15 protein-coding genes are annotated in these 24534 nt (G+C 72.8%); 4 read left to right on the top strand and 11 right to left on the bottom strand.

Going from position 1 to position 24534, the window contains the following annotated elements; translation table 11 throughout:
- Window positions 1-9: 9 nt before the first annotated feature.
- The 5 genes from AB0M28_RS19980 to AB0M28_RS19960 all read right to left on the bottom strand — a co-directional run bounded on the left by AB0M28_RS19980 (window position 10) and on the right by AB0M28_RS19960 (window position 5678).
- Window positions 10-849, bottom strand: coding sequence for an SDR family oxidoreductase (locus AB0M28_RS19980; protein WP_365406279.1), 840 nt, complete (start codon window positions 847-849; stop codon window positions 10-12).
- Window positions 850-1058: 209 nt separating this feature from the next.
- Window positions 1059-2639: a GMC family oxidoreductase gene (locus tag AB0M28_RS19975; RefSeq protein WP_365406346.1), complete on the bottom strand. Its 1581-nt coding sequence runs from the start codon at window positions 2637-2639 to the stop codon at window positions 1059-1061.
- A gap of 149 nt (window positions 2640-2788) precedes the next feature.
- The gene (locus AB0M28_RS19970; RefSeq protein WP_365406344.1) at window positions 2789-3706 is read right to left on the bottom strand and encodes a cyclase family protein; all 918 of its coding nucleotides are present in this window, start codon (window positions 3704-3706) and stop codon (window positions 2789-2791) included.
- 32 nt (window positions 3707-3738) lie between these two features.
- The gene (locus AB0M28_RS19965; protein ID WP_365406276.1) at window positions 3739-5295 is read right to left on the bottom strand and encodes a gluconokinase, GntK/IdnK-type; all 1557 of its coding nucleotides are present in this window, start codon (window positions 5293-5295) and stop codon (window positions 3739-3741) included.
- Complete coding sequence (locus tag AB0M28_RS19960; protein ID WP_365406273.1) at window positions 5265-5678, bottom strand: hypothetical protein; 414 nt, start codon at window positions 5676-5678, stop codon at window positions 5265-5267. Before AB0M28_RS19960 ends, AB0M28_RS19965 begins: the two co-directional genes overlap by 31 nt.
- Before the next feature lie 220 nt (window positions 5679-5898).
- Between AB0M28_RS19960 and AB0M28_RS19955 the strand changes: the two genes are divergently transcribed.
- Complete coding sequence (locus AB0M28_RS19955) at window positions 5899-9633, top strand: S8 family serine peptidase (protein ID WP_365406270.1); 3735 nt, start codon at window positions 5899-5901, stop codon at window positions 9631-9633.
- Between the two features lie 137 nt (window positions 9634-9770).
- A complete protein-coding gene (locus tag AB0M28_RS19950) occupies window positions 9771-10772 on the top strand; it encodes a transcriptional regulator TrmB (protein WP_365406266.1) in 1002 nt (333 codons plus the stop codon).
- 575 nt (window positions 10773-11347) lie between these two features.
- Here AB0M28_RS19950 and AB0M28_RS19945 read toward each other — a convergent pair.
- The 5 genes from AB0M28_RS19945 to AB0M28_RS19925 form a co-directional block, all read right to left on the bottom strand.
- The gene (locus AB0M28_RS19945; RefSeq protein WP_365406263.1) at window positions 11348-14953 is read right to left on the bottom strand and encodes a hydantoinase B/oxoprolinase family protein; all 3606 of its coding nucleotides are present in this window, start codon (window positions 14951-14953) and stop codon (window positions 11348-11350) included.
- Complete coding sequence (locus tag AB0M28_RS19940) at window positions 14950-15864, bottom strand: SGNH/GDSL hydrolase family protein (protein WP_365406260.1); 915 nt, start codon at window positions 15862-15864, stop codon at window positions 14950-14952. The genes AB0M28_RS19945 and AB0M28_RS19940 overlap by 4 nt, the downstream gene beginning before the upstream one ends.
- Complete coding sequence (locus AB0M28_RS19935) at window positions 15861-17270, bottom strand: glycosyltransferase (RefSeq protein ID WP_365406258.1); 1410 nt, start codon at window positions 17268-17270, stop codon at window positions 15861-15863. The genes AB0M28_RS19940 and AB0M28_RS19935 overlap by 4 nt, the downstream gene beginning before the upstream one ends.
- A complete protein-coding gene (locus AB0M28_RS19930) occupies window positions 17267-18391 on the bottom strand; it encodes a glycosyltransferase family 1 protein (RefSeq protein WP_365406255.1) in 1125 nt (374 codons plus the stop codon). Before AB0M28_RS19930 ends, AB0M28_RS19935 begins: the two co-directional genes overlap by 4 nt.
- Window positions 18392-18601: 210 nt before the next feature.
- Window positions 18602-20014, bottom strand: coding sequence for a HEAT repeat domain-containing protein (locus AB0M28_RS19925; protein ID WP_365406252.1), 1413 nt, complete (start codon window positions 20012-20014; stop codon window positions 18602-18604).
- Between the two features lie 292 nt (window positions 20015-20306).
- Between AB0M28_RS19925 and AB0M28_RS19920 the strand changes: the two genes are divergently transcribed.
- Window positions 20307-21662: a SpoIIE family protein phosphatase gene (locus tag AB0M28_RS19920; RefSeq protein WP_365406250.1), complete on the top strand. Its 1356-nt coding sequence runs from the start codon at window positions 20307-20309 to the stop codon at window positions 21660-21662.
- A gap of 63 nt (window positions 21663-21725) precedes the next feature.
- On the opposite strand, the gene AB0M28_RS19915 is transcribed toward AB0M28_RS19920, so the two are convergent.
- Entirely contained in the window at window positions 21726-23228 is a 1503-nt protein-coding gene (locus AB0M28_RS19915; RefSeq protein ID WP_365406247.1) for a hypothetical protein, read from the bottom strand.
- A gap of 329 nt (window positions 23229-23557) precedes the next feature.
- Between AB0M28_RS19915 and AB0M28_RS19910 the strand changes: the two genes are divergently transcribed.
- Window positions 23558-24534, top strand: a 977-nt coding sequence (locus tag AB0M28_RS19910) for an aminoglycoside phosphotransferase family protein (RefSeq protein ID WP_365406244.1), incomplete at its 3' end; no start/stop codon positions are given.

Genomic DNA, 24534 nt, shown 5'->3' with positions numbered 1-24534 from the left:
GGGAGGGGGTCATCCGCCGGTGGCGAACCCCGGGAAGAGCGTCATGCCGCCGTCCACGTACAAGGTGGTTCCCACCACGTAGTCCATGAGGTCGGAGGCGAGTGCGACCACCGCGTCGGCGATGTCCTCGGGTTCACCGATCCGCTCGTACGGGATCAGCCGCATGAGGTCCTCCCGGGCCTCCGCCGTCTCCCAGGCGGCACGGTTGATCGGCGTCTTGATCGCCCCCGGGGCGACCCCGTTGACCCGGATCTTCTCCGGAGCGAGCTCCTGGGCCAGGGTCTGCATCATCATCTGCACACCGCCCTTGGACGACGCGTAGTTGACGTGGCCCGACCAGGGGATGAGCTGGTGCACGGAGCTCATGCAGATGATCTTCCCGGCGGCGCGTGACACCTCGGGGACCACGCCGCGGCGCCGGAACTCCCTGGCAGCCTCCCGGGCACACAGGAACTGACCGGTGAGATTGACGTCGATGACCTTCTGCCATTGGGCCAGGGTCATGTCCGTCAGCCGGGCGTCCCGCTGCAGTCCCGCGTTGGCGACCAGGACGTCGATGGTCCCGAACTCCTTGACCATCCGGTCCATCAGGGCCACGACCTGGTCCTCCTGCGACACGTCCGCCTCGTACGCCGCCGCGCGCACCCCGGCGGAAGTGATCTCCTCGACCACCTGCTCGGCGGCCTCACGGTCCGTCACGTAGTTGACGACCACGTCCGCGCCGGCCCGGCCGAGGGCGATGGCCGTGGCCTTGCCGATGCCCGAATTGGCTCCGGTGACCAGCGCCTTCTGCCCGTGCAGCAGACGTGCCGGGATCACACCCTGCGGTGCTTGTACGGCCGAATCCATGACGTCCTGCCTCCTCGCTGCGCGGCTGCGCTCCGCCCTCGGGGCCGGGCGGGCAGGACGTCACCCAATCACCGGCCGCGGCGGAGGGCATGTCGCGGGAGCGGCCGTTAGGCCGTTGGGCCGGGTATCTTCGTCCGATCGGGGCAGTGCGGGGCGTCTTCGTCCGGTCGGGGCAGGGCCGGGCATCGTCGTCCGACCAGTGCCGCCCCTCAGCCGAGTCGGGCCAGGAGGTGGTCGCCGACCCGCAGGGCGTTGGCGATGGCCGTCAGCGACGGGTTGACCGCACCGATGCTCGGGAAGAAGCTCGTGTCGACGACGTACAGGTTGTCGAGATCGTGGGCCTTGCAGTCGGTGTCCAGAGCCGAGGAGGCGGGGTCGTCGCCGAAGCGCACGGTGCCCGCCTGGTGCGCGGTCGCCCCGATCGGCATGCCCTTGTGCAGGTAGATGCTGCGGGACAGCAGGTGGTGCTCGTGCATGCCCAGATGGCCAAGCATCCCCTGCAGTTTGTGCCGCAGCCGCTCCAGGCCTTCGACGTTGTTCTTCTCGTCGAGGGCGAGGTGGATACGGGCGTCGGCGTCGAGGGTGACCCGGTTGTCCGGCAGCGGCAGGTCCTCGCCGCACAGCCAGAAGTCGACGGCGTGGTGGGCCAGCACCTCGAACGGCATGTCGGGTGCGACCGCGCCGGCCCATCTGGGGGCCTGGCCGTGGATCTGCTCGGCGTCCGACTTGCCCAGCATCTGGATCCCGCCCAGCGGGAAGTCCCAGTCGTCCGCGCCGAAGTACCAGTCGTGCAGCGCCAGGGTCTTCTGGAACCGGGTGTCGTTGGGCTCCTTCGACACCGCCATGAGGGCCATGTTGTTGTGCCGCATGTAGTACCGGCCGACCACGTCGGAGCTGTTCGCGAGTCCGCGGGGATGGTGGTCGTTGGCAGAGGCCAGCAGCAGTGCCGCGGAGTTGACGGCCCCGCAGGAGACGACCACCACATCCGCGGTGTACCGCACCTGCGTGCCGTCGGGGAGCCGCCCGACGACCGCGCTGACACTGCGTCCGCGCGCGTCGGTCTCCAGGCGGACCACCTGCGTGTCCGTGACCAGCTCGACGTTGGGGTGCTCCAGGGCCGGCTCGACGCAGATCACCTCGGCGTCGGATTTCCCGCGTACCAGACACGGGAAGCCGTCCACCCGGTCGCAGCGGATGCAGACACTGGAGTGGGCGGCCCGCCCGCCGTCCAGCTGGCTGAGATTGACGCCGATCGGCAGGTGGAAGGGGTGCAGGCCGCGCTTCTCGAGGTCGTCGCTCAACTGCTGGATGCGCGGTTCGTGCGCCACCGGCGGATGGGCGTACTGGGCGCTCACCGGACCCTCGCCGGGATCCTCGCCGTGCCGTCCGTGGACGAGGTAGAGGTGCTCGGCCTGCGTGTAGTACGGCTCCAGCTCGTCGTACCCGATCGGCCAGGCGGGTGAGAGCCCGCCGTGGTGGCGGAGCTCGCCGAAGTCCTCGGGCCGCAGCCGGAACAGGGCGGCGCCGTAGAACTTGGTGTTGCCCCCCACGTAGTAGTTGACCTCGGGAGGGAACTCCGTCCCGTCCCGGTCGATCCAGAACTCCGGTGCCCGGTACTTGCCTTTGACGAACACGGCCGTCGAGTCCCAGTTGTCCCGCTCACGCGGCAGGTAGCCGCCGCGTTCGACGAGCAGCACCCGCTTCCCGGACGGGGCGAGCCGATGGGCGAGGGTGCCGCCGCCGGCCCCGGTACCGATGATGACGACGTCGTAGTGAGGGGCGTCGCCCACGGCGACCACCGTCCTTGTGATCACGGGCCTGACCTGGCGTCACACCCTGTCTCCCGGCCGCGAAGGGCCCACGCGGTCCCACCCCCCACCGAACGTATCCGCCCCGCCCTGGAACGGCGACCGGAGGCAGGTCGCCGGACCGGACTCCGTCAGAGCACCGCGACCGGGTTCACGGGCGAGCCCGTGGCTCCGGGCAGCCGCAAGGGGGCGAGCGCGCACAGGAAGCTCCAGCGCCCGGTCTGCGCGCAGAGCGGGGCCAGATCCTCGAACTGCAGGTAGTCCATGAGGTGGATCCCCAGGGCGCGCATGGCCAGGACGTGTACGGGAAAGCCGATGTCCTCCACCGCGCTGGGCGCGGTGTCGTTGTTGCCGTCGCCGCCCAGGACCGCGACCTGCCGCTCGGCCAGGAACCCGACGGCGGTCGGATGGAGGCCGACCCGGGCCTTCGCCGCGTTCCACGGCCCGAGTTCCGTACGGCGCAGGCGGTGCCCCACCCTGACGAACAGCAGGTCCCCCGGCCCGACACCGACGCCCTGCGAGGACTCGGCGGCCGTCAGATCGTCCGCCGTCACATGGTCGCCCGGTTCCAGCCAGGGCACGCCGCGCAGCCGGGGGATGTCCAGCAGCACACCCCGGCCGACGATGCCGTCCTGGAGCAGGTCCACGGAGAGCGTGCGGGCGCGCTCGGCCGTCACGGTGCTCGCGGGTACTCCGCCGTACAGCTCACCGTCGAACACGACGTGGCACAGGGCGTCGAGATGGCTGTCCGCGTCCCCGTGCACGTTCATGGCGAACCGGTCGGTGGCGAAGTGCAGCCCTTCCGCCCGGAGGTCGTGCGCACTCGGCCCGGTCATCCGGTGCACGGCGGGCTCGGGGTCGTCGGGGCCCGGCACGGTCTCGATCGGAGCCGCCAGCGACACCGTGCGCCCCAGGCGGACCTCCGCGACGGCCTTCGCCACGCGCTCGGGCGTCAGACGGCGCAGCGCGCCGCGCCGGCCGTCTCCGGTGGATGGCGCCCCCTCACGCCGCAGGCGCTCGTAGAGCGCGCGGAACTCGTCGGCGGTCATGCCGGAGGCGGCCGAACGGTGCGGGGACGGGCTCACGGGGAGCCCCACGGGGTGAGGCCCCAGCGGAGCACGTGAGTGGCGCCCGCTTCCAGCCTCGTGAGATCCGTGCCGCTGCGAAACGCGTCCGCCGGACAGGACATCGCCTCGACGGCGACGCCGCGACGCCGCCGTTCGGGCTGGGACAGCGTGTCGCCGGTGTATGCCTGCACATACCGGGCGCCCTCACCGAGCCACAGATCGACGCCCCGCAGTCCGGAGGGATGCGCCAGCCGCACGACGGCCCGGCCGTCGGAGTTCCGGTCGAGCCCGGTGAAGGCGGTGTCCAGCCGCAGACCGCCGATGGGGCGGGCGGTGCGGAAGTCGTACGGGGTCCCGTCGACGGGCTCCGTGCCGACCGGCAGGCCCCGGTCGTCGGTACGCAGCAGGTCCCGTGCGGGAACGGTCAGCAGCGCGGTGTCGACGAGGTCGGTGCCGACGGTCAGATAGGGGTGCTGCCCCACCCCGTAAGGTGCGGGCGCGGTACCGGTGTTGGTGGTGTGTACGGCGGTCTCGAGGCCCTCGGGCCCCAGCCGGTACTCGGCGCGGACCTCGAGGAGGAAGGGGTATCCGGGCTGCGGGCAGAGCGTCGTGCCAACCATCACCGCGTCCTCGGTGCGGGCGAGGAGCCGCCACGGGGTCCAGCGGAGCAGTCCGTGGATCGCGTTGCCGTGCTCCGGTTCGGTCAAGGGGAGCTGCAGGTCGTGGCCGTCGAAGCGGTAGCGTCCGCCGCCCACGCGGTTGGGCCAGGGGATGAGCAGCTGCCCCCGTCCGCCCGTGATGGCGGCATCGGCGGCGAACCCGTCGAGCAGCGGTCGGCCGTTCACGTTGTAGTCGCGCAGGGCTCCGCCCAGCTCGACCACCACGGCACTGTGCCCGCCGCGGCTCAGCCGCCACTGCGCGCCCGTGGCGCCGGGAGCGGCCGAAGGGCCACCGTCCACGCCGGCGTGGACCGGCGGTTGCTGCGCGGAGGCCGTTTCCGGCATCAGGGAGAGCACCGCTCGGACGACCGCGTCCGGTGGCTGGTCGATCTCCACCACCAACGGGTGTTCGTCGGGCCCGGGCGGCTGGAGGTCGGCGAACTGGCTGTCCAGCAGCTCGGCCGCGAAGAAGTGCCCGTGCCGGGCGGCCAGCCTGGAGCGGATCAGCTCGCGGGATCCCGTCAAGTACACCAGGAGGACACCCGGGCGCCCCGCCAGCAGCCTGTCGCGGTACTCCCGCTTGAGTGCGGAGCAGGCCAGGACCGCCGGCCGGCGGGCCGCGATCTCCTGGTTCATCCACTCGCCGACGACCGCGAGCCACGGGCCACGGTCGCCGTCCGTGAGCGCGTGGCCCGCGGCCATCTTGGTGCGGTTGGCCTCGGAGTGGAAGTCGTCCGCGTCCCGGAACTCCCAGCCCAGCCGCTCGGCAAGGAGGCGCGCCACCGTCGTCTTGCCCGACCCGGCGACGCCGACGACGAGCACCAGGGCGGGCTGCCGCCCGGCGGCCGTCGTGTTCGCCGCGGCCGCGGCGGTCCCGGATGTCAGGAGCTCGTCGGCCTGGGCGTGACGCACAGACCGTAGATGATGAGGGCATCGATGGCGATGAACAGCAGTGCCCACCAAGGCGTGTACGGGAGCCACAGGAAGTTGGCGATCATGCTGAGACCGGCCAGTGCCACGCCGACGATCCGGGCCCAGGCGGCGCCCGTGAACAGGGCCACGCCGGTGAGCGCGATCACGATGCCCAGGATGAGATGGATCCATCCCCATCCGGTGAGGTCGAGCTCATAGATGTAGTTGGGGGTGGCCAGGAACACGTCGTCCTCGGCAATGGCCGAGATGCCCCCGAGCAGCATCATGATGCCGCTGAAGAGCATGATCACAGCAGCGAACACCCACCAGCCGCTGCGGTGTGTCAGCTCCCGCGGGCCGGTGTCACTCACGTGCGTTGTCATGACAGGTACCTCCCTGCCGTACTGCCTGCCCGCCGGGCACGTTCGTCCGGCGGGTCGGATACTTCCAATTTGACCCCCTTCGCCCCCCGGCGCATATCGGCGGAACGAGACCCTCGCGTTGCTGGGCAGGTCCGGGCCCGGGTGGCAAGTGTTTGCCATGGCGAGGACTTGCCGTCGTGAGGCCTTCACGGCGGCGTTCCCCGGTCGATAGACCCATGGCATGTCCTCCACCTCCCATGCTTCCGCCTTCCGGCGCAGGCGCCGGCAGCTGCTCTCGGCCGCCGCCGCGGTGCCCCTGCTGGCATCGGTGCTCGCCGTTGTGCAAGCGCCCGCAGAAGCCTCCCCGAGCAAGCCCTCCGTTCCCGCCAAGGCTTCGGCGACCCACAAGGTCACCCTGGTCACCGGCGATGTCGTCACGGTCACGACGATGGCCGATGGCAAGCAAACAGCTGACGTCGACCGGCCGGACAGCGCCGTCGGCGGCGTGAAGTTCCAGGAGATCAAGGGTGATCTCTTCGTCGTCCCGGACGAGGCGGAGTCGCTGCTGGGCGCGGGCAAGCTGGACCGGCGGCTGTTCAACGTCACCGACCTGATCGAGATGGGCTACGACGACGCGAAGGCGGCCGCGGTGCCGCTGATCGCGACGTACACACAGCCGAAGTCCCGCGCGGCCGTCGAGCCGACGGCACCCCGCGGCAGCAAGCTGACCCGCAAGCTCAAGGGCATACGCGGTGCCGCCCTCACCACCCCGAAGCGGCAGGCCCGCACCTTCTGGACCGCCGTCGCCCCGCAGGGCAGCACGACGCTGGGCGCGGGTGTGGCGAAGCTGTGGCTCGACGGCCGCGTGAAGGCCAGCCTGAAGGAGAGCGTGCCGCTGATCGGCGCACCCGAGGCCTGGGCTGCCGGGTACACGGGCAAGGGCGTCAAGGTCGCGGTGCTCGACACCGGCATCGACGTCAACCACCCCGACTTCGACGGCCTGATCGACGGTACGGCCAGCTTCGTACCGGAGGAGGGCGTCACCGACGTCAACGGGCACGGCACGCATGTGGCCGGCACGATCGTCGGCTCCGGCGCCGCCTCCGGCGGTGACAACAAGGGCGTCGCCCCCGACGCCGACCTGTTCGTCGGCAAGGTACTCGGCGGCGCGGAGGGCTACGGCCAGGACTCCTGGGTGATGGCCGGCATGCAGTGGGCCGCCGAGTCCGGTGCGGACGTGGTCAACATGAGCCTCGGCGACACCTACCCGACGGACGGCAGCGACCCGATGTCGCAGACGGTCGACGCGCTGTCCGAGCAGTACGGCACTCTGTTCGTCATCGCCGCCGGCAACGCCGGCCCGGAGAGCATCTCCTCCCCCGGCGCGGCCGCCTCGGCGCTGACCGTGGCCGCCACGGACAAGCAGGACCGGCTCGCGTCCTTCTCCAGCACCGGCCCGCTGGCCTACTCCGGCGGCATGAAGCCGGACATCGCGGCGCCCGGCGTGGACATCACCGCGGCCCGCTCGCAGGAGATGACCGACGGTGGAGAGGGCCTCTACCGCACCATCAGCGGCACCTCGATGGCCACCCCGCACGTGGTCGGCGGTGCGGCGATCCTGGCCCAGCAGCACCCGGACTGGACCGGCGCGCAGCTCAAGGAACACCTGATGAGCACCGCGAAGGGACTGGCCGACGGGTACTCGCCGTACGAGGTCGGCACCGGCCGGCTCGACGTGGCCGCCGCCGTGAACGCCACGGTCCGCGGCACCGGGTCGCTGTTCTTCGGCAACTACACGTGGCCGCACGAACCGAGTGACGTCCCCGTCACGAAGGACCTGACCTACACCAACACCGGCTCCGCCGACGTCACGCTGAACCTGGCGCTGACCAGCGAGGGCGACCCGTTCATCCTGGGCGCCACCACGGTGACCGTCCCGGCGGGCAGCAAGGCCACCGTCCCGGTGACCGGTGACCCGCAGGCCGCCTCGGCCGGCCGGCACGTCGGCTACGTGACGGCCACCGACGCGGCCACCGGGAAGCCGGTGACGCGCACCTCCGTGGCACTGCTCAAGGAGGAGGAGCGCTACGACCTGAACATCAAGCTGGTCGGCCGGGACGGCAAGCCCGCCGCCGGCTGGGTCACGGTCAACCTCGCCGGCGACTTCTGGCCGTGGAACCTCTACGTCGACGGCTCGACCACCATGCGTATGGCACCCGGCCAGTACTCCGTCGCGGCGTACGTGGACGTGGCCGGTGAGAAGGCGGACCGCTCGGGTGTGGCCGTACTGGTCGATCCGGAGACCATCATCAAGGACGGCTCCGCGGACGTGGTGCTGGACGCGAGCAAGGCGCGCCTGCTGCAGACCGAGGCGCCGCAGCGCACCGAGGACCGCCAGCGCAAGGTCGACTTCAACGTCCACTACGAGGGCCTCGACCCGTTCATGGACTACCGCAGCGCCTACTTGGTGCCGCCGATGATCGACGACATCTACGTCGCGCCGACGGAGCCGATGACGAAGGGCGAGTTCACGCTCATCACCCGCTGGCGCAAGGGTGAGCCGATGCTCGGCCTGAGCACCCTGGACGGCCGGATCCGCTTCGATGCGCTGGTGCAGGCGGGCAGCGACCTGGGCACCTCCACGGACAGGCTGAACGCCGTCTACGCGGGCGACGGCGCGGCGGCCGCGTACGAGAAGGTCAGCGCCAAGGGCAAGCTCGTCGTCGTCGAGCGCGGCGACGAGGTCTCGCCGCAGGAGCGCGTCGAGGCCGCGGTCGCGGCCGGTGCGAAAGCGCTGATCGTGGTCAACGACGGTGTCGGCGGCCTGATGGAGTACGGCGGCGAGTCGGCCATTCCGGTCGCCACCGTGCACCGCGACGCGGGCAGGGCCCTCATCGCGATGGCCAAGACCGGCATCGTGAAGCTGACCGTGAAGCAGCGGGAGTTCACGCCGTACGTCTACGACCTGACCCGGGACTACCCCGGCCAGGTGCCGGACCGTCCCCTTGTCTACAAGCCGACCAAGGACGACCTCGCCCGGATCGACGCCCGCTACTACTCGGCCACGGACGGCAAGCTGTCGGAGGGCTACCGGTCCGACTTCACCCTCAGCCCGTCGTTCAACTTCCCCGAGGCCGAGTGGCACCCGGGCACCCGCACCGAATGGGTGACCCCGGGCCAGGTGTGGCGGGAGTTCCACGCCCAGGGCATCGACGGAAACCTGCCGTGGGTGATGGTGTCGGGCGACAACACCTACACCAAGGGCAGCACCACCGGCCTGGACTGGTACGCGCCGGCAACCAGGCCCGCTCAGAGCGAGTCCTTCGGCGTGTACAACTCCCGTTGGCAGAACTTCATGACCTGGAACGTGCAGGCGTGGGCCTCCTCCAGCGACAACATGCGGCTGGGCGGCTATCTGCCGTGGGGTGAGACGCCGTCCCACCTGCAGGTCTTCCAGGGCGACACGCTGATCCACGACAACCCGGTCAGCGGGGACATGCAGTGGGTGGAGGTGCCGGCGGGCAATCTGCCCTACCGCACCGTCCTCGACGTGGAGCGGCCCGGCGACGTCTTCCGGCTGTCGACGCGCACCCACACCGAGTGGACCTTCATGTCCGACACCACCGACTCGGACTTCTTCGAGCCGTTCTCGGTGCTGAACCTTGACTACAAGCTGGAGTCGGACCTGCACGGCGACATCCGTGCCAATGCGACCCAGGAGATCGCGCTCAAGCCGGTGTCGATGGACCTCGGCACCGTACCGGGCAAGGTCACCGCGGTGAAGCTGGACGTCTCCTACGACGACGGCGCCACCTGGCAGAAGGTGACCGTGCACAAGGGCACCGGCGGCTACTGGACGGGGACTTTCCAGACGGCGAAGAAGCCCGGCGGCTTCGTCTCGGTCCGCGCGAGCGCCGAGACGGACAGCGGCTACAGCGTCAAGAACGAGATCATCAGGGCGTACGGCCTGCGATGAGCCCCACCATCGGGCCCCGGGGAGGCGACTCCCCGGGGCCCTTCCCGTCCCACCTGCTCCCAGCAGGGACTTTTCAGGATCTGCCGCCATGGCGCATACTCTCCCCGCTGCGGCAAGCGGAAGAGAGTCGATCGTCGATGCTGGATGTTCTGGGCCTCGAACCCGAGGACGAGCGCGTCTACCGGGCGCTGCTCGGTCGGCCGGACTCCACCGCGGTCCTCCTGTCCGACCTGCTCGCGCTGTCGCGGGCACACGTCGAGAAGGCACTGTCCCGCCTGGTCGAGTGGGGCCTGGCGACCAGTGCGGCGGACGGGCGGTTCACCGCCGCGCCGCCGGCCATGGCGCTCGGCGCTCTCATCAGCCAGCGCCGGGACGGGCTGCGCATGGCCGAACGGGCACTGGTGACCTTCGCCGAGGAGCACCGGGCGGCGATGACCGGCGGCAGCATCAGCGATCTGATCGAGGTCGTCACGGGTGTCGACGCCATCCGCCATCGCTTCCTCCAGGTGCAGCAGGCAGCCCGCACGCAGGTCCGCACCTTCATCACCGCACCCTTCGTCGCCCTGCCTCCCGACGAGAACACGGCCGAACCCATGGCCCTCGACCGCGGAGTGCGCTTCCGCGCGGTACTGGACCGGGCCGTGCTGGCGGAGCCGGGCATCGTCCACGACGCGATCGAATCCGTGCGCAACGGCGTGCAGCTGCGAGTCGCCGACCACCTGCCGATGAAGCTCGTGCTTGCCGACGCCGACCTCGGCCTCGTCCCGCTCGCGGTCACACCGGTCGGAGAGCCCGGCGCCGTGCTGCTGCACCGCAGCGGCCTGCTGGACGCGATGGACGCGCTGTTCGAGACGGTGTGGCGCGCCGCCCACCCGCTGGAGCTGGCGGGCACCGGAGGCGGAGCCGAACCCACCGTCGAGTCCGGTCCGCAAGGCCCGACCGACCTCGACCGCAGGATCCTCGCACTGCTCCTGGCCGGCGTGACGGACCTGACGGCCGCGACACAACTCGGTCTGTCTCCGCGCACGCTGCACCGGCGCCTGCGCCACCTCATGGACATCTCCGGGGTCGGAACCCGGATGCAGCTCGGCGCCCACGCCGTGCGACACGGCTGGACGGAGCCGGGCGCGAGGGAATGACGCCCTGGACGCCCATGGCGGTCTTGGCCCAGGGGGCCAGCGGCATGACGTCGGTGGGGCTGAAGGCCGTGGCGTTGGTGAGCCCGAGGTAGAGGTAGTCGATGAAGCGGGGTCGCCAGCCGGGGGGCTCACTTCGGGGCTGAGCTGCTGCGGGAAGGCGAGGGCGGGAGTGCGGGGCATGCGGTGGGCGCGGGCGGCTGGTCCACCGCAGTCGAGTTCGTAATACAGCAGGGAGAAGACGAGGACGGTGCAGGCCCACACCGTGCCGCCGGTCTGCAGCAGGCTCGACGCGGAGCCGGTCTCCTTCCCCGCGTTGAGGATGTCGTCGACCAGGTGGACGGTCGACCAGACAGCGCTGAGCGCCAGTACACCCACCAGCGGGGCGCCAGACGGAAGTCCTCGGGGAGCAGGATGGTCAGCACCAGTGCGGCGACGACGGCCGCAGCCATCGGCCACCGAGTCTCGCCGACGGACTCGCGCGGTTTCGGGCTGTCGGTGGGCCTCACGCCCCCATCCTTCCCACCGCCCGCGATCACGGCTACTCGAGATCCGTCGTCGCCGCGCACGGCCCCGCCCTAGGCCTGCGGCGCGCCGTACCCGCCCCCGCCGGGTGTCTCGACGACCAGCGTGTCGCCCGCCTGGGCCGACGCCGTGTCGCAGCCCGCGAGCTCCGTCACGGTGCCGTCGGCGCGCTCCATCCGGTTGCTGCCGGTGCCGCCGGGCTCCCCGCCCGCCATGCCGTACGGGGGGACCCGCCGGTGGTTGCTGAGCAGGGTCACCGTCATCGGCTCGAGGAACCGGATCCGCCGGGTCACGCCGCAGCCGCCGGGCCAGTGGCCGCGACCGCCGCTCCCGCGCCGGACCGAGAACTCCTCGAGGCGCACCGGGAAGCGCCACTCCAGCACCTCGGGGTCGGTGAGCCGGGAGTTGGTCATGTGCGTCTGTACGGCGTCCGCCCCGGCGAACCCGTCGCCCGCGCCGGAGCCGCTGGCGACCGTCTCGTAGTACTGGGCACGGTCGTTGCCGAAGGTGACGTTGTTCATCGTCCCGGAGCCCTCCGCCTGCACGCCGAGCGCCGCGTACAGCGCGCCGGTGACGGCCTGCGAGGTCTCGACGTTCCCCGCGACGGTCGCCGCCGGATGGACGGGCGCCAGCATCGAGCCCTCGGGGATGCGCACCGTGAGCGGCTTCAGGCAGCCGCTGTTCAGCGGGATGTCGTCCGCGACGAGCGTGCGGAAGACGTACAGCACGGCGGCCATCACGACCGAGCTGGGGGCGTTGGCGTTGCCCGGCTGCTGCTCGGAGGTGCCGGTGAAGTCGATCACAGCGCCGCGGGCCTCGCGGTCCACGTCGACGGCGACCTGGATCACGGCGCCGCTGTCCGTCTCGTAGCGGTACGAGCCGCTGTCGAGGCCGGCCACGATGCGCCGTACCGACTCCTCGGCGTTGTCCTGCACGTGCCGCATGTAGGCGCGGACCACGTCGAGGCCGAACTGGTCGATCATCCGGCGGAGTTCGCGGATGCCCTTCTCGTTGGCGGCGATCTGGGCGCGCAGGTCCGCCAGGTTCGCGTCGGGCGCGCGGGAGGGGTACGGGCCGGAGGTGAGCAGCCCACGGGTCTCGTCCTCGCGCAGCCGGCCGTCGCGGACGAGGAGCCAGTTGTCGAAGAGGATGCCCTCCTCCTGGATCGTGCGGCTGAACGCGGGCATCGAGCCCGGGGTGATACCGCCGATCTCGGCGTGGTGACCGCGGGACGCGACGAGGAAGAGGAGCTCCGTCCCCGCTTCGTCGAACACGGGGGTCACGACCGTGACGTCCGGCAGATGGGTGCCGCCGTGGTACGGATCGTTGATCGCGTACACGTCCCCCGGACGCATGTCGTCCTCGCGGCGCTTCAGCACCTCCTTGATGGACTCCCCCATCGATCCGAGGTGCACCGGGATGTGCGGGGCGTTGGCGATGAGGTTGCCCGTCCGGTCGAACAGCGCGCAGGAGAAGTCGAGCCGCTCCTTGATGTTGACGGAGTGCGCGGTGTTCTCCAGCCGCAGTCCCATCTGCTCGGCGATCGACATGAAGAGGCTGTTGAAGACCTCCAGCATCACCGGATCGGCGTCCGTTCCGACGGCGTAGCTCTCCGGCCTCGGGCGCACCCGGGTGAGTACGAGGTGGCCGTGGCTGTCGGCGGTCGCCTGCCAGCCGGGGTCGACGACGGTCGTGGCGTCCGCTTCCGCGATCAGCGCGGGACCGGTGACGGTGTCGGAGGGGCGCAGTGCGGAGCGCTCGTACAGGTCCGCGTCCCTCATCTGCCCGTCGGCGAACATCCGGATCCGGTCGGCCGGCCGCAGCGGCCCCTCCCACGCGGGCTGTTCGACGGCGTCGAGGGACGCGGGCGGCGGTGCGGAGGAGGCCTCGACGGACACCGCCTCGGCGACCAGCGGCTTGTCCATCGTGAAGCCGTACCGCGCCCGGTGCACGGCGGCGAACTCGGCGGCCATCGCGTCGGCTTCGGCGAGCTCGACGGGGATCGAGGAGTCGGTCCCGGCGTAGCGCAGATGGACGCGGGCGGCCGTGCCGACGGCCTCGTCGGCGATACCGTCCGCCCGGAGCTCCTCGCGCGTCGTCTCCGCCAGCCGCTCGCAGGTTTCGCGGATCCCCGGCAGGGAGTCCGCGTCAAGTTCCGCCTCGACCGACTGCTCACGCATCGCGGTCGCGGCCGCCACCCCGATCCCGTACGCGGACAGTACGCCCGCGAGGGGCGGCACCAGCACGGCGCTGATGCCCAGTTGGTCGGCGACGGCGCAGGCGTGCTGGCCGCCGGCGCCGCCGAAGCTGACCAGCGCGTACCGGGTGACGTCGTGGCCGCGCTGCACGGAGATCTTCTTGACGGCGTTGGCCATGTTGAGCACGGCGATGTCGATGAAGCCGGCCGCGACCTCCTCCGGCGTCCGGGTGTCGCCGGTCGCCTCCGCGGCCTCCTGGCTGAGCTCGGTGAACCCGCGTCGTACGGCGTCGGCGTCCAGCGACTGGTCCCCGGCGGGGCCGAAGACAGCCGGGAAGTGGGCGGGCTGGACGCGGCCCAGCATCACGTTGGCGTCGGTCACCGTCAGCGGACCGCCCCTGCGGTAGCAGACGGGGCCCGGGACGGCGCCCGCGGAGTCCGGGCCGACACGGTAGCGGCGCCCGTCGAAGTGCAGCACGGAGCCGCCGCCCGCGGCCACGGTGTGGATGCTCATCATGGGCGCGCGCATCCGCACGCCCGCCACCTCGGTGCCGAACTCCCGCTCGTACTCCCCGGCGTAGTGCGACACGTCGGTGGACGTGCCGCCCATGTCGAAGCCGATGACCCTCTCGTGCCCGACGGCGCCCGCCGCCCGCACCATCCCGACGACACCCCCCGCCGGTCCGGACAGGACGGCGTCCTTGCCGCGGAAATGGGCGGCCTCCCGCAGTCCTCCGTTCGACTGCATGAACATCAGCCGGATGCCGCGCAGTTCGCGGGCGACCTCGTCGACGTAGCGGCGCAGGATCGGGGAGAGGTAGGCATCGACGACGGTGGTGTCGCCGCGCGGGACGAGCTTCATCAGCGGGCTCACCTCGTGCGAGGTGCTGACCTGGGTGAAGCCGAGCCGGCCGGCCTCCTCGGCCACCCGCTGCTCGTGCTCGGCGTGCCGGTAGCCGTGCAGGAAGACGACGGCGGCGCTGCGGAAGCCGTCGGCGTGGGCGGCCCGCAGGTCCGCGGAGACGGCGTCCAGGTCGAGCGCGCGCACCACGTCGCCCTGGGCGGTGACGCGTTCGGGTACCTCGATCACCCGGTCGTACAGCGCCTCGGGCAGCAGGATGCGGCGGTCGAAGAGGCGCGGGCGGTTCTGGTAGGCGATGCGCAGCGCGTCGCGGAAGCCCTGGGTGACGACCAGGACGGTGGGCTCGCCCTTGCGCTCCAGCAGGGCGTTGGTGGCCACCGTGGTGCCCATCTTGACGACCGCGATCCGCTCCGCCGGAACGGGCTCGCCGTCAGCGAGCCCCAGGGTCAGCCGGATCCCGGCGACGGCGGCGTCCCGGTAGCGGCCGGGGTCGTGGGAGAGGAGCTTGCGGGCGACGAGACGGCCGTCGGGCGTCTTGCCGACGACGTCCGTGAAGGTGCCGCCCCGGTCGATCCAGAATTCCCAGCGTCCCGTCGTCATCCGGCCATTGTCGCAGTGACGGGCGCCGGAGCGCGGTCGGCGGCGGCCGCCGTGCCGTACACGAGGGCGATCCGGGTGGCGTCGCGCGCGCGCTCGTCGAGGGTCGCGCCCGTCCGCAGCAGCCGGTGGCGTCCCTCGCTCACCGCCAGGCCGAGCAGACCGGGCAGCAGATCCGTACAGCGGTCGGCGATCCACCGGGTGCCCTGAACCGCCATCCAGCGGGCGCTGTCCGCCCGGGTGGGCGGAGGGGAGGCGGGCTCGGGGGCGGGAGGCGGGCCGAGGGGCAGACCCGTGCCGGCGAGCCCCGTGTGGAAGTCGCGGGCGATCAGCCGGTGGCCGCGCTCGCTGGGATGCAGCCGGTCGACGCTCCAGTGGCGGCGGTCGGTGAGCTGGGGGTGGCCGGCGAGGTGGACGTGCCGGGTGCGGTAGCGGGCGGAGAGTTCGTGGACGGCGGTGTTCACCGCGTCCATCCGCCGGGCCAGCGGCCGGGCGAGCGGCCACGGCAGGCCCAGCACCCGGCCGGGGTCCGGCAGGCAGGCCGTCAGCACGGTGGCGCCCTGCGCGTGCAGGGCGCCCAGCGTCAGGTCGAGCGCGCTGACGACGCAGTGGATGTCGAACGACGCCCGCAGCGTGTCGTTGCCGCCGACCACCACCGAGGCGACACAGGGGCGCAGCCGCAGGGCCTCGGGGAGTTGCCGGTGCGCCACGTCGGCGCTCAGCGCCCCGCTGCGCGCCAGCTTGGCGAACACCACGCCCGGCAGCGCCTCGGCCAGGAGCTGCGCCCAGCCCCGCCAGGCGCCGCCGGGGACGGGGTCGCCGATGCCCTCGGTGAGCGAGTCGCCGAGGGCGGCGAAGACGGGGGCGAGCGTGCCCCCGTCGGGGCTTCTGGGCGACGCCCCACGGCCGTTCACGCCGCCTCCCGAGCGGCGGGGAGCCGGGCGGCCCCGTGTGCCGCCAGGAACGCGTCCACGGCTGCCGGCCATCCGTACCGCTCGGCCCGCCGCCGCGCCGCGCCGCGGCGGGCCGGCTCGTCGCGGGCCAGCAGCCGCTCGACGGCGTCCGCGAACGCCGCGCCGTCATCCACGGCCGTGTCCCCCGCCGAGCCGATGATCGCCGGCAGGGCGGACAGGGCGCTGGCCACCACGGGCGTTCCGCCGGCCAGCGCCTCCAGCGCCGCGAGCCCGAAGGTCTCCACGGGGCCGGGCTGCAGGGCGATGTCGGCGCTCGCCTGCAGCGCGGCGACCTCCGGGCCGGGCAGATGCCCCAGGAACCGCACCGGCAGCCGCTCGGCCCGCGCGCGGGCCCGCAGCCGCTCGCGCAGCGGACCGTCGCCCGCCACCGCCAGCCGGGCGCGTACGCCCCGGCGGCGCAGCTCCGCCAGCGCGTCGAGGGCCCGGCCCGGGCGCTTCTCCGGCGACAGCCGCGAGCACATGACGAGCAGCACGTCGTCGTCGCCGACCAGTCGCCGCCGCAGGGTGCTGCTGCGGTGCGCGGGGTGGCAGCGGGTGAGGTCCACCCCGAGCGGCGCCCGCAGGATGTTGCGCGCGCCGATCCGCTCGAACTCGCGGGCGGCCCACTCGGTGGTGCACACGACGCGGCCGAAGGCGTACGCGGTACGGCGGTTGAGCGTGTCGGCGGCCCGTACGGCCGCGTTCTCCGGCACGCCCCAGGTGCGCAGCACGCCGTCGACGCTCTCGTGGGAGACCATCACCGAGGGCACGCGGGCACGGCGCGCCCACCCGCCGGTCCAGCGCAGGGTGGTGCGGTCCGAGACCTCCAGCCGGTCGGGGGCGAGTTCCTCCAGCAGGCGGGTCAGGGGCCGCCGTTCGACGAGCACCCGGTAGCCGCCGGTGCCGGGCAGCACGGGTCCCGGAAGGGTGATCACCCGGCCCTGCTCGGTCTGTTCGTCGGTGGCGGCCGGTCCCGGGAGGATCAGCACCGGTTCGTGGCCGGCCGCGCGGTAGCCGGCGCCCAGCTCCCGAAGTGCGGTGCGCAGCCCGCCGGATGCGGGTGCGACGAAGTTCGCGAGCCGGACGATGCGCAGCCCGTCGCGGCCGGGGGCGGCCTCGGAGGACGTCCCTTGTCGGAGGCCGCGCGTACCCTTGGGTGGGTGTGCGGGGCGGTGCGGCGTCGGGTGCTCCGACAGGCCCGCGGGCCCTTGCGTGAGCCCGGGCAGACCCGCGGGACCTTGCGTGACCCCGTCTCCCGACAGGCGCGCGGCACCCTGTGTGGCCTCGTCCTCCGACAGGCCCCAGGCACCCTCCGCGCCCCCGTCCCCCGGCATCCGCGCCGGACCCTGCGGGCGTGTCTCGCTCATGCCGCCACCGCCGTGCGCTCCGCGAGGACCTCGTCGTAGTACGCCAGCAGCCCGTCGCCCACCGCCTCCCAGGTGCGCCCCGCCACCGCCGCGCGCCCCTGGGCGCCGAACTCCGCCCGGCGCGCCGGGTCCTGCGCCAGCTCCGCGACGGCGTCCCGCACCGCCTCCGCGTCCATCGGGGGCACGAGCAGCCCCGTCCGGCCGTGGGTCACCAGATCGAGCGGGCCGCCCGCCGCGGGTGCGACGACCGGCACGCCCGAGGCCATGGCCTCCTGCACCGTCTGGCAGAACGTCTCGAAGGGACCCGAGTGGACGAAGACGTCCAGCGAGGCGTAGAGGCGGGCGAGTTCGTCGCCCGTACGCATCCCCAGGAAGCGCGCCTGCGGCAGGCTCTCGCGCAGGGAGGCGGCGCTCGGTCCGTCACCGATCACCACGACCCGTACCCCCGGCAGCCGGGCCGCGAGCGCCAGCAGCTCGACGTGCTTCTCGGGCGCCAGCCGTCCCACGTAGCCGACCAGCGTGTGCGCGTCGCCCACGAGCCCCGCGCGCAGCGCCTCGTCCCGCCGCGCGGGGTCGAAGCGGTGCGCGTCCACCCCGCGCGGCCACAGCCGGACCCGGGGCACGCCGTGGCCCGTCAGGTGTGTCATGGCGGCGGAGGAAGGGGCGAGGGTGAGGGCCGCTGCCGTGTGCACGGCGCGGATCCGCCGCCAGGCGAGGGCCTCGCCGGCGCCCATGTAGGTGCGGGCGTAGGAGCCGAGGTCGGTCTGGTAGACGGCGACGGCCGGTATGCCCAGCCGGGCGGCGACCGCCGCGCCGCGTGCGCCGAGCACGAAGGGGCTCGCCAGGTGGACGAGGTCGGTGCGGTGGGCGGTCAGCTCTGCGGCCAGCCGCCGGCTCGGCAGGGCGAGCCGCACCTGGGGGTAGCCGGGCAGGGAGATCGCGGGCAGTCTCACCACCCGGCAGGGGGATGGCGCGCCCTCGGGCGTGCCCTGGGGGGCGGCAGGGGCGACGACCAGGACGTCGTGGCCGCGGCGGACCAGATGGCGGGCGGTCTGCAGGGCGCAGTGGGCCACGCCGTTGACGTCGGGCGGGAAGGACTCGGTGACGATGGCGATACGCATACCCGAGTTCTGGCCGGGCCGGTCGTGGTCCGGGCCACGTCAAGCTGTCGCCGCGGAGAACGTCCCATGAGCAGTTGGCGCGCACCGCCGGAGCCGTGACCGCAAGACGGAAATCAGCCTCTGTCGCGCCCACCGCGCCGGGTGCCGCGCGCACTGCGAGGACTCAGCGGGGGTCACTCGCCACCCGCCCGTCAAGGAGGGCTCAGCCCCTCACGTGCCCTCCGGCGCGATGCGCGTGCGGACGGCGGTCTGTACGCCGGCCTCCTCGGCCGGATCGGCGGCGAGCCGCCGCAGCTGGTCCACCACCCGGGAGTCGGCCGTCTCGGCGCTGCGCGCGGCCAGCTCGCGGGTCGTCTCCTCGCAGTCCCACAGGCACTCGACGGCGAAGCCCTTGCCGAAGGCCGGATCGGTGACCGCCAGGGCGGTGGCGGCGAGCCCCCGCAGCTGGGACGAGGCGGTCTCCCGGTAGATGTGCCGCAGCACCGGTGCGGCGTCGCGGATCGCCAGCCGTCCGGCGCCCTCCGTGAGCGCCCACAGGGACGCCGTGTCGGGCCCGTGCAGGCGCACGGTCCGCAGCAGGGCGGCGCGCACGGACTCGGCGTCCTTCGCACCGCCGCGCCGGGCGAGCATCACCCCCGCGGCCGTGCCGAGCGCGTCGTCCCGGTGCACCCAGCGTCGCGCCCGTGCCACCGCGGCGACGGAGCGCATACAGCCGTACACACAGAGCGCGACCTCCGCCACATAGGCGGAGCCGGTCTGGGAAGCCGTCTCGATGAGGTCGAGGGCCTGTGCGTCGTGCACGGCCGCCAGATGGGCCAGTGCGGCGGCACGGGCTCCGTCGGGGCCGCCGCGGGCGGCCGACAGCAGCTCCGGATAGTCGCCGGCGACGGCCACCGCGGCGAGACAGCGGGCGGCCGCCGAGTGGCGGGGCTGTCCGGGATTCTCCTCGTAGCCCTGCTGCGCCCACTCCAGTACGGCGGTGACGCTCCAGTCGGGGCGCGGGCCGCGGGGACGCAGCTGCCGCTGCCAGAGTTCGAAGCTGCGGCGCTCCTGGGCGGCCCGGACGCGCTCGCCGAGCACGGGGTCGTCGGCCCACAGGTTCCAGGGGCGCGGTTCGAAGGACTCGGCGACGGCGGCGGACAGCGCCTGTTCGCCCTCGGGGGTGCGCGGGAAGCGGGCGAGGATCGCGGGGCCGAGCCGGCGCAGGCCCTCGTCGTCGTCGCGTACGGCGAGTTCGTCCAGCGCCCACTGCCAGCCGGCTCCGCCGGCGGCGTAGCGGCGCAGCAGCGCCAGGGCGTCGGTGCGCCCGTAGCCGGCCAGATGGCCGAGGACGGCGAGCGTGAGCCCGGTGCGCTGCTCGTCGGGGGCGGTGACGTCGTCGGGGTGGAAGAGGTGGTCCTCCACGGTCTGCAGACCGGCGTCCAGATCCAGCCAGAGCCGGGCGTAGTACAAGGAGCGGTTCTCGACCTGCCAGTCCCGCCGCGGGTCTTGGGTGACGCATTGCTGCAGCGCGACGGCGGCCTCCGCCTTCGGTGCGGCTAGAGCATGCAGAGTCCCGTCACCGCGGCCTCTCTGCAGGAGGCCGAGCAGGGTTCCGCTGGGCGCTATGACTGGCTCGAACATGAGGTCAGCATCCGTTGTGGGGACTGGGCTGGCAACGGAATTATCCGCGAACGGACGTACCGGACACCACGTCCGGCAGGAAGGGGGAGTCCGGGCCGCGGCGTCGAGGAAGCCTACCTGGACCGGCCGGTTCCGGCGGCCCCGCTGTCCGGAACGCGGGCCTTTGGCATATGCCAGAGGAATGACCACCCCGAGTATTGCGAAATTGCTTACACTTGGTCGCGCTCTGTGCCACAGTCGTAACGGCCCTCTCCACCTCACCTGGCAGTTCCTGGCAGACAACGGAGTGCTCATGCCGTCCCCTCTCTCCCCGGACCGCTCCCCGGCGGCCGAGCCGCACGACCGGGGCGCCGTGGATGCGCTGCTCGAGCAGCTCAGGCGCTTACGCGGTGGGGTGGACGCGGTACGGGACGAGGCCGGCGGCGCGGAGTACGGCACCGCGGACCCCGGAGCGCGCTGGCGGCGCGCGGTGTGCGATCTGGCCGACAGCCAGCTCGACGATCTGGACGCCCAGCTCGCCCAGCTGCGCGAACCCCGCGCCGCGGCGCCCGGACGCACGGCGGGCTCCTTGCTGACCCGGGTCGGCAGCGCCGAGTGGGATCTGCTCACCGACCGGATCGACTGGTCGGAGGAGCTGTACGCGATATTCGGCCGGACGGCCGAGGAGGGACCGCTCTCCCTCGACGAGCTACCGTCCGCCATAGCGCCCGCCGACCAGTCCCGGCTGACCGCGATGGTCACGGACTGCCTGATCGACGGCCGCACCATCGACGGCGAGTTCCGCGTCGTACGCCCCGACGGCACCCAGCGCACCGTGCACATGGTGGGCGAGCCCGTACTCGACCCGGACGGCGGTACGGCCTCCATGTGGGCGGTGCTGCGCGACGTCAGCGAATTACGCCGCAGCGAACAGGCGATGAAGGCGGCCCGTGACTCCCTGAGCCGCCAGGAGCACCGGCTCGCGGTCGAGCTGCAGGAGGCCGTGCTGCCGCCGTGGCGCGGCCCGCTGCGGTTCCCGCACGGCGGTCCGGCGGGGCTGGACCTCGCCGTGCACTTCGTCCCCGAGCCCGGCGAGGCGGCGGCCCGCAGCGACTGGTACGACGCCACCCAGCTGCCGGACGGCGGCACCCTGCTGAGCGTCGGCGATCTCGCCGGCCGCGGGGCGACGGTGACCTCGGGGCTGGCGATGCTGCTGGGCGCGCTGCGCGGCATGGCGCTCTCCGGCGTCGGCCCCGGCCCCCTGCTGGGCTGGCTCAACCAGCTGCTGGAGGCCTCGGCGCAGCCCATGCTGGGCAGCGCGCTGTGCTGCCGGTACGACCCCGCGACGCGCACCCTGCAGTGGGCACAGGCCGGCCATCCGCCGCCGCTGCTCTTCGCCGCCGGCCGGGGGCGCGCCCTGGACCGGCCGCACGGCGAGGTGCTGGGCACCGGCGCGCAGTCCCTGTACGGGCTGGCGAAGCACGCACTCGGCGGCGGCGAGGTGCTGGTGCTGCACACCGCGGGGCTCAACGCCGTACTCGACCCGCAGTCCCTGGCCCCGGCGATCACCGAGGCGCCGGACGCGCAGTCGTGCCTCAGCGTGCTGACGGACGCCACCTCGGGCGCGCCGGGCGCGTGCCTGCTCGTCGCCCGCGTGACGACGGACTGAATCCCTGCGTGACGGCGGACTGAACCCCCGCGTGACGTCGACCCGACCGCGAGCCGCCCGCCCTCAGGCCTTCGCCGTCCTGCGCCCCCCGCGCGGGAGCGCGAGCCGGATCTCCTCGCGCAGCTCGTGGATCTTCGGATAGCCCGCGTACTGCCCCGTCAGCCGGTACATCTCGCGCAGCCGGTCCCAGGTGCGGTGCGAGGAGGTCTCCCCGATGGTCAGCAGGGCCAGCCGGGCATAGCGGTCCGCCTGCTCCGGGTCGTCGGCGATGAAGCAGGCCGACGCCATCGAGATGTAGTCGAAGATCTGCGACCGCTGCCGCCCGCCCGCCCGCAGCAGCATGGCCTGGCGGGCGTGCTCCTGCGCGTGCCCGGCGGCGGTCGCGTCGAACTCGGCCAGCGTGCGGTACGCCAGGGCCTCCATGCCGTGCAGATCGGCCTCGTCGAACATCTGCATCCAACTGGGCGGCGGCACATCGCCCTTGTCCGCCGCGAACAGCTCCTCCGCCTGCCCGAGCGTCCGCCGCATGGCCTGCCCCTTGCCCTTGGCCGCCTGCGCCCACGCCTCGATGGTGCACAGCAGGGCGCGGGTGCGCGGCAGTGTCGCGTGACCGGAGCCGGACCGGGCGAGCTTCATCAGATCCAGCGCGTCGTCGGGCCGGCCCAGATGGACCATCTGGCGGGCCGCCCGGGACAGCGCCTCGCCCGCGCGCGGGCGGTCGCCGCCCTCGCGGGCCGCGTGGGTGGCGATGACGAAGTACTTCTGCGCGGTGGGCTCCAGGCCCACGTCGTGGGACATCCAGCCGGCCAGCACGGCGAGGTTCGCCGCCACCCCCCACAGCCGCCGCTGCAGCTGCGCGGGGTGCTGGTAGGCGAGCATGCCGCCCACCTCGTTGAGCTGGCCGACCACGGCCTTGCGCTGCAGGCCGCCGCCGCGGGCCGCGTCCCAGGCGCGGAAGACCTCCACGGAGCGCTCGAGGGCCTCGACCTCGGCGGTGCCGACGGGGGTGGCCTCGTAGCGGTCGTAGGAGACGGGGGTGGCGCGGTCGAAGGAGTCGTAGGAGGAGCGGGGGTCGAGGGCGCGGGACAGTGCGGACTCGGCCGCGTACGCGGGATCCGCGTGCAGCCAGTCGTGCATGGCGCTGGTGAGTGCTGAGCCGGCGGCGAGCGCGGCGCCCGCGCCGACCAGGCCGCGTCGATTGAGCATGAGGTCCATTCCCGTGAATTCGGTGAGTACCTCGGCCGTACGCTCCGGCGCCCAGGGCAGCCCGTCGGTGTTCCCGTCGGAACGGCGCCGCTTCGCGCGCCCGGCCCGGGCGAGACCGAGATCCTCAATGGTCACGACACGGCCGAGACGCTCGGTGAACAGGGCCGCCAGCACCTTCGGCACGGGATCGCGGGGGATCTCTCCGGTCTCTATCCAGCGCCGTACCCGCGAGGTGTCGGTCGCCAGCTGCGGATAACCCATCGACCCCGCCTGCCGGTTCACGAGTCTCGCCAGCTCGCCCTTCGACCAGCCGGCCAGCCCGAAGAGGTCGGCCAGTCTGGTGTTGGGTTCCCTGCTCACGTCAAGCCCCCAGGTTGCTCGGCTGAGTTGGACACTAGTCCTGCTTCACTTGCCGGGCGACTATTCGCCATGGTTCGCCAGGGTCCGCCAGATGGTGTGCCACCCGCTCCAGGGTGTGGTGTAGGGATGCGCGATCCGGCCGGTAGACCGGTGGCACATGCCAACCGCATTCCCCAGGGTGCGGGCGATCCTGTCAGTGGTGCCGCCTCTGCCTACCGATCCGGCACCGGTGCGGCATCCGGTCAGTACAACGACCGGGACCGCCACCGGTTCTCCCGGCCGGCATCGTGCACGCCTTGTGTCGGCACGCGAAGGGACCCGTTACGCCCATGTACGCAACATCTGCCTCCGCGCCCACCCAGGTCCGTCCGCACCGGACGCTGACCGTGCCCGTGGGCGGCGGACACCCCCACGCCGAGCCCGGCCTGGCGCCGGTTACGGTCCCGGGAGGCGCGCGGGTACGGCGGACGCCGGCGAACGGCCGCCAGACCCTGAGCGGGAGACTCGACCTGTCCGGCCCGCAAGGGGCGCCGCTGCGCGCGGCCCTGGCCTCGGTGCAGCGGATCTGCCCCGACTTCAACGCGGTGCAGGTGCTGCGGCGCAGCAGCCGGTCCGTCCTGCTGATCGGGACGACGGGCCGCGCCACCGCGGTCGCCAAATGCCTGATCGACCACTCCCCGCAGTGGATCGAGCGCTTCCAGCACGAGATAGCCACCTACCGGTCCTTCGTCCGCCACCGGCCACCCGTGCGGGTGCCGCGCCTGATCGCCGCGGACCCGGAGAAGTGCACGCTGGTCATCGAACGCAGCCCCGGACGGGTCGCGGCGCTGCAGCGGCATCCGGCGGAGGCGCCGCCGCGGTCGGACATCCGCACGGTGCTGGGCGCGATCTGCCGGGTGAACCTGTGGCGGCCCCCGTCCGGCGTGTTCGGCGCGCCGCTGGACTACCCCGAGGAGATGCGGCGCTTCCACGAGCTGGGGCTGCTCACCGACCGCGACATGAGCGACATGCAGTCCCTGCTGCACGGACTGGCGCACGGACACGGGCAGTTCTGCCACGGCGACGCGCTGCTGTCCAACATGCTGCTCTCCCCCGCCGGCCCGGTGCTGCTCGACTGGGAGCGCGCGGGCTGGTACCTGCCGGGGTACGACCTGGCCACCATGTGGATGGTGCTGGGCGACGCCCCCGACGCGCGCCGGCAGATCAGCCAGCACACAACCGATGGCGTCACACGCCGGCGGGGACCTTCTCCCGCTCGGTGTCCTCGCCGGACGGCGCCTCGGCCTGGGACGGGAGGGAGGGCTCG

The organism is Streptomyces sp. NPDC051940 (genome assembly GCF_040680895.1).
Lineage (GTDB): Bacteria > Actinomycetota > Actinomycetes > Streptomycetales > Streptomycetaceae > Streptomyces.
This window is presented reverse-complemented; position numbering and strand designations above follow the sequence as displayed.

What these genes read in the sequence shown, in the direction of transcription:
- AB0M28_RS19980 (WP_365406279.1), bottom strand. Translation starts at nt 849, where the DNA reads ATGGATTCGGCCGTACAAGCACCGCAGGGTGTGATCCCGGCACGTCTG.
- AB0M28_RS19970 (WP_365406344.1), bottom strand. Translation starts at nt 3,706, where the DNA reads ATGACCGCCGACGAGTTCCGCGCGCTCTACGAGCGCCTGCGGCGTGAG.
- AB0M28_RS19960 (WP_365406273.1), bottom strand. Translation starts at nt 5,678, where the DNA reads ATGACAACGCACGTGAGTGACACCGGCCCGCGGGAGCTGACACACCGC.
- AB0M28_RS19955 (WP_365406270.1), top strand. Translation starts at nt 5,899, where the DNA reads ATGTCCTCCACCTCCCATGCTTCCGCCTTCCGGCGCAGGCGCCGGCAG.
- AB0M28_RS19950 (WP_365406266.1), top strand. Translation starts at nt 9,771, where the DNA reads ATGCTGGATGTTCTGGGCCTCGAACCCGAGGACGAGCGCGTCTACCGG.
- AB0M28_RS19945 (WP_365406263.1), bottom strand. Translation starts at nt 14,953, where the DNA reads ATGACGACGGGACGCTGGGAATTCTGGATCGACCGGGGCGGCACCTTC.
- AB0M28_RS19935 (WP_365406258.1), bottom strand. Translation starts at nt 17,270, where the DNA reads ATGAGCGAGACACGCCCGCAGGGTCCGGCGCGGATGCCGGGGGACGGG.
- AB0M28_RS19930 (WP_365406255.1), bottom strand. Translation starts at nt 18,391, where the DNA reads ATGCGTATCGCCATCGTCACCGAGTCCTTCCCGCCCGACGTCAACGGC.
- AB0M28_RS19925 (WP_365406252.1), bottom strand. Translation starts at nt 20,014, where the DNA reads ATGTTCGAGCCAGTCATAGCGCCCAGCGGAACCCTGCTCGGCCTCCTG.
- AB0M28_RS19920 (WP_365406250.1), top strand. Translation starts at nt 20,307, where the DNA reads ATGCCGTCCCCTCTCTCCCCGGACCGCTCCCCGGCGGCCGAGCCGCAC.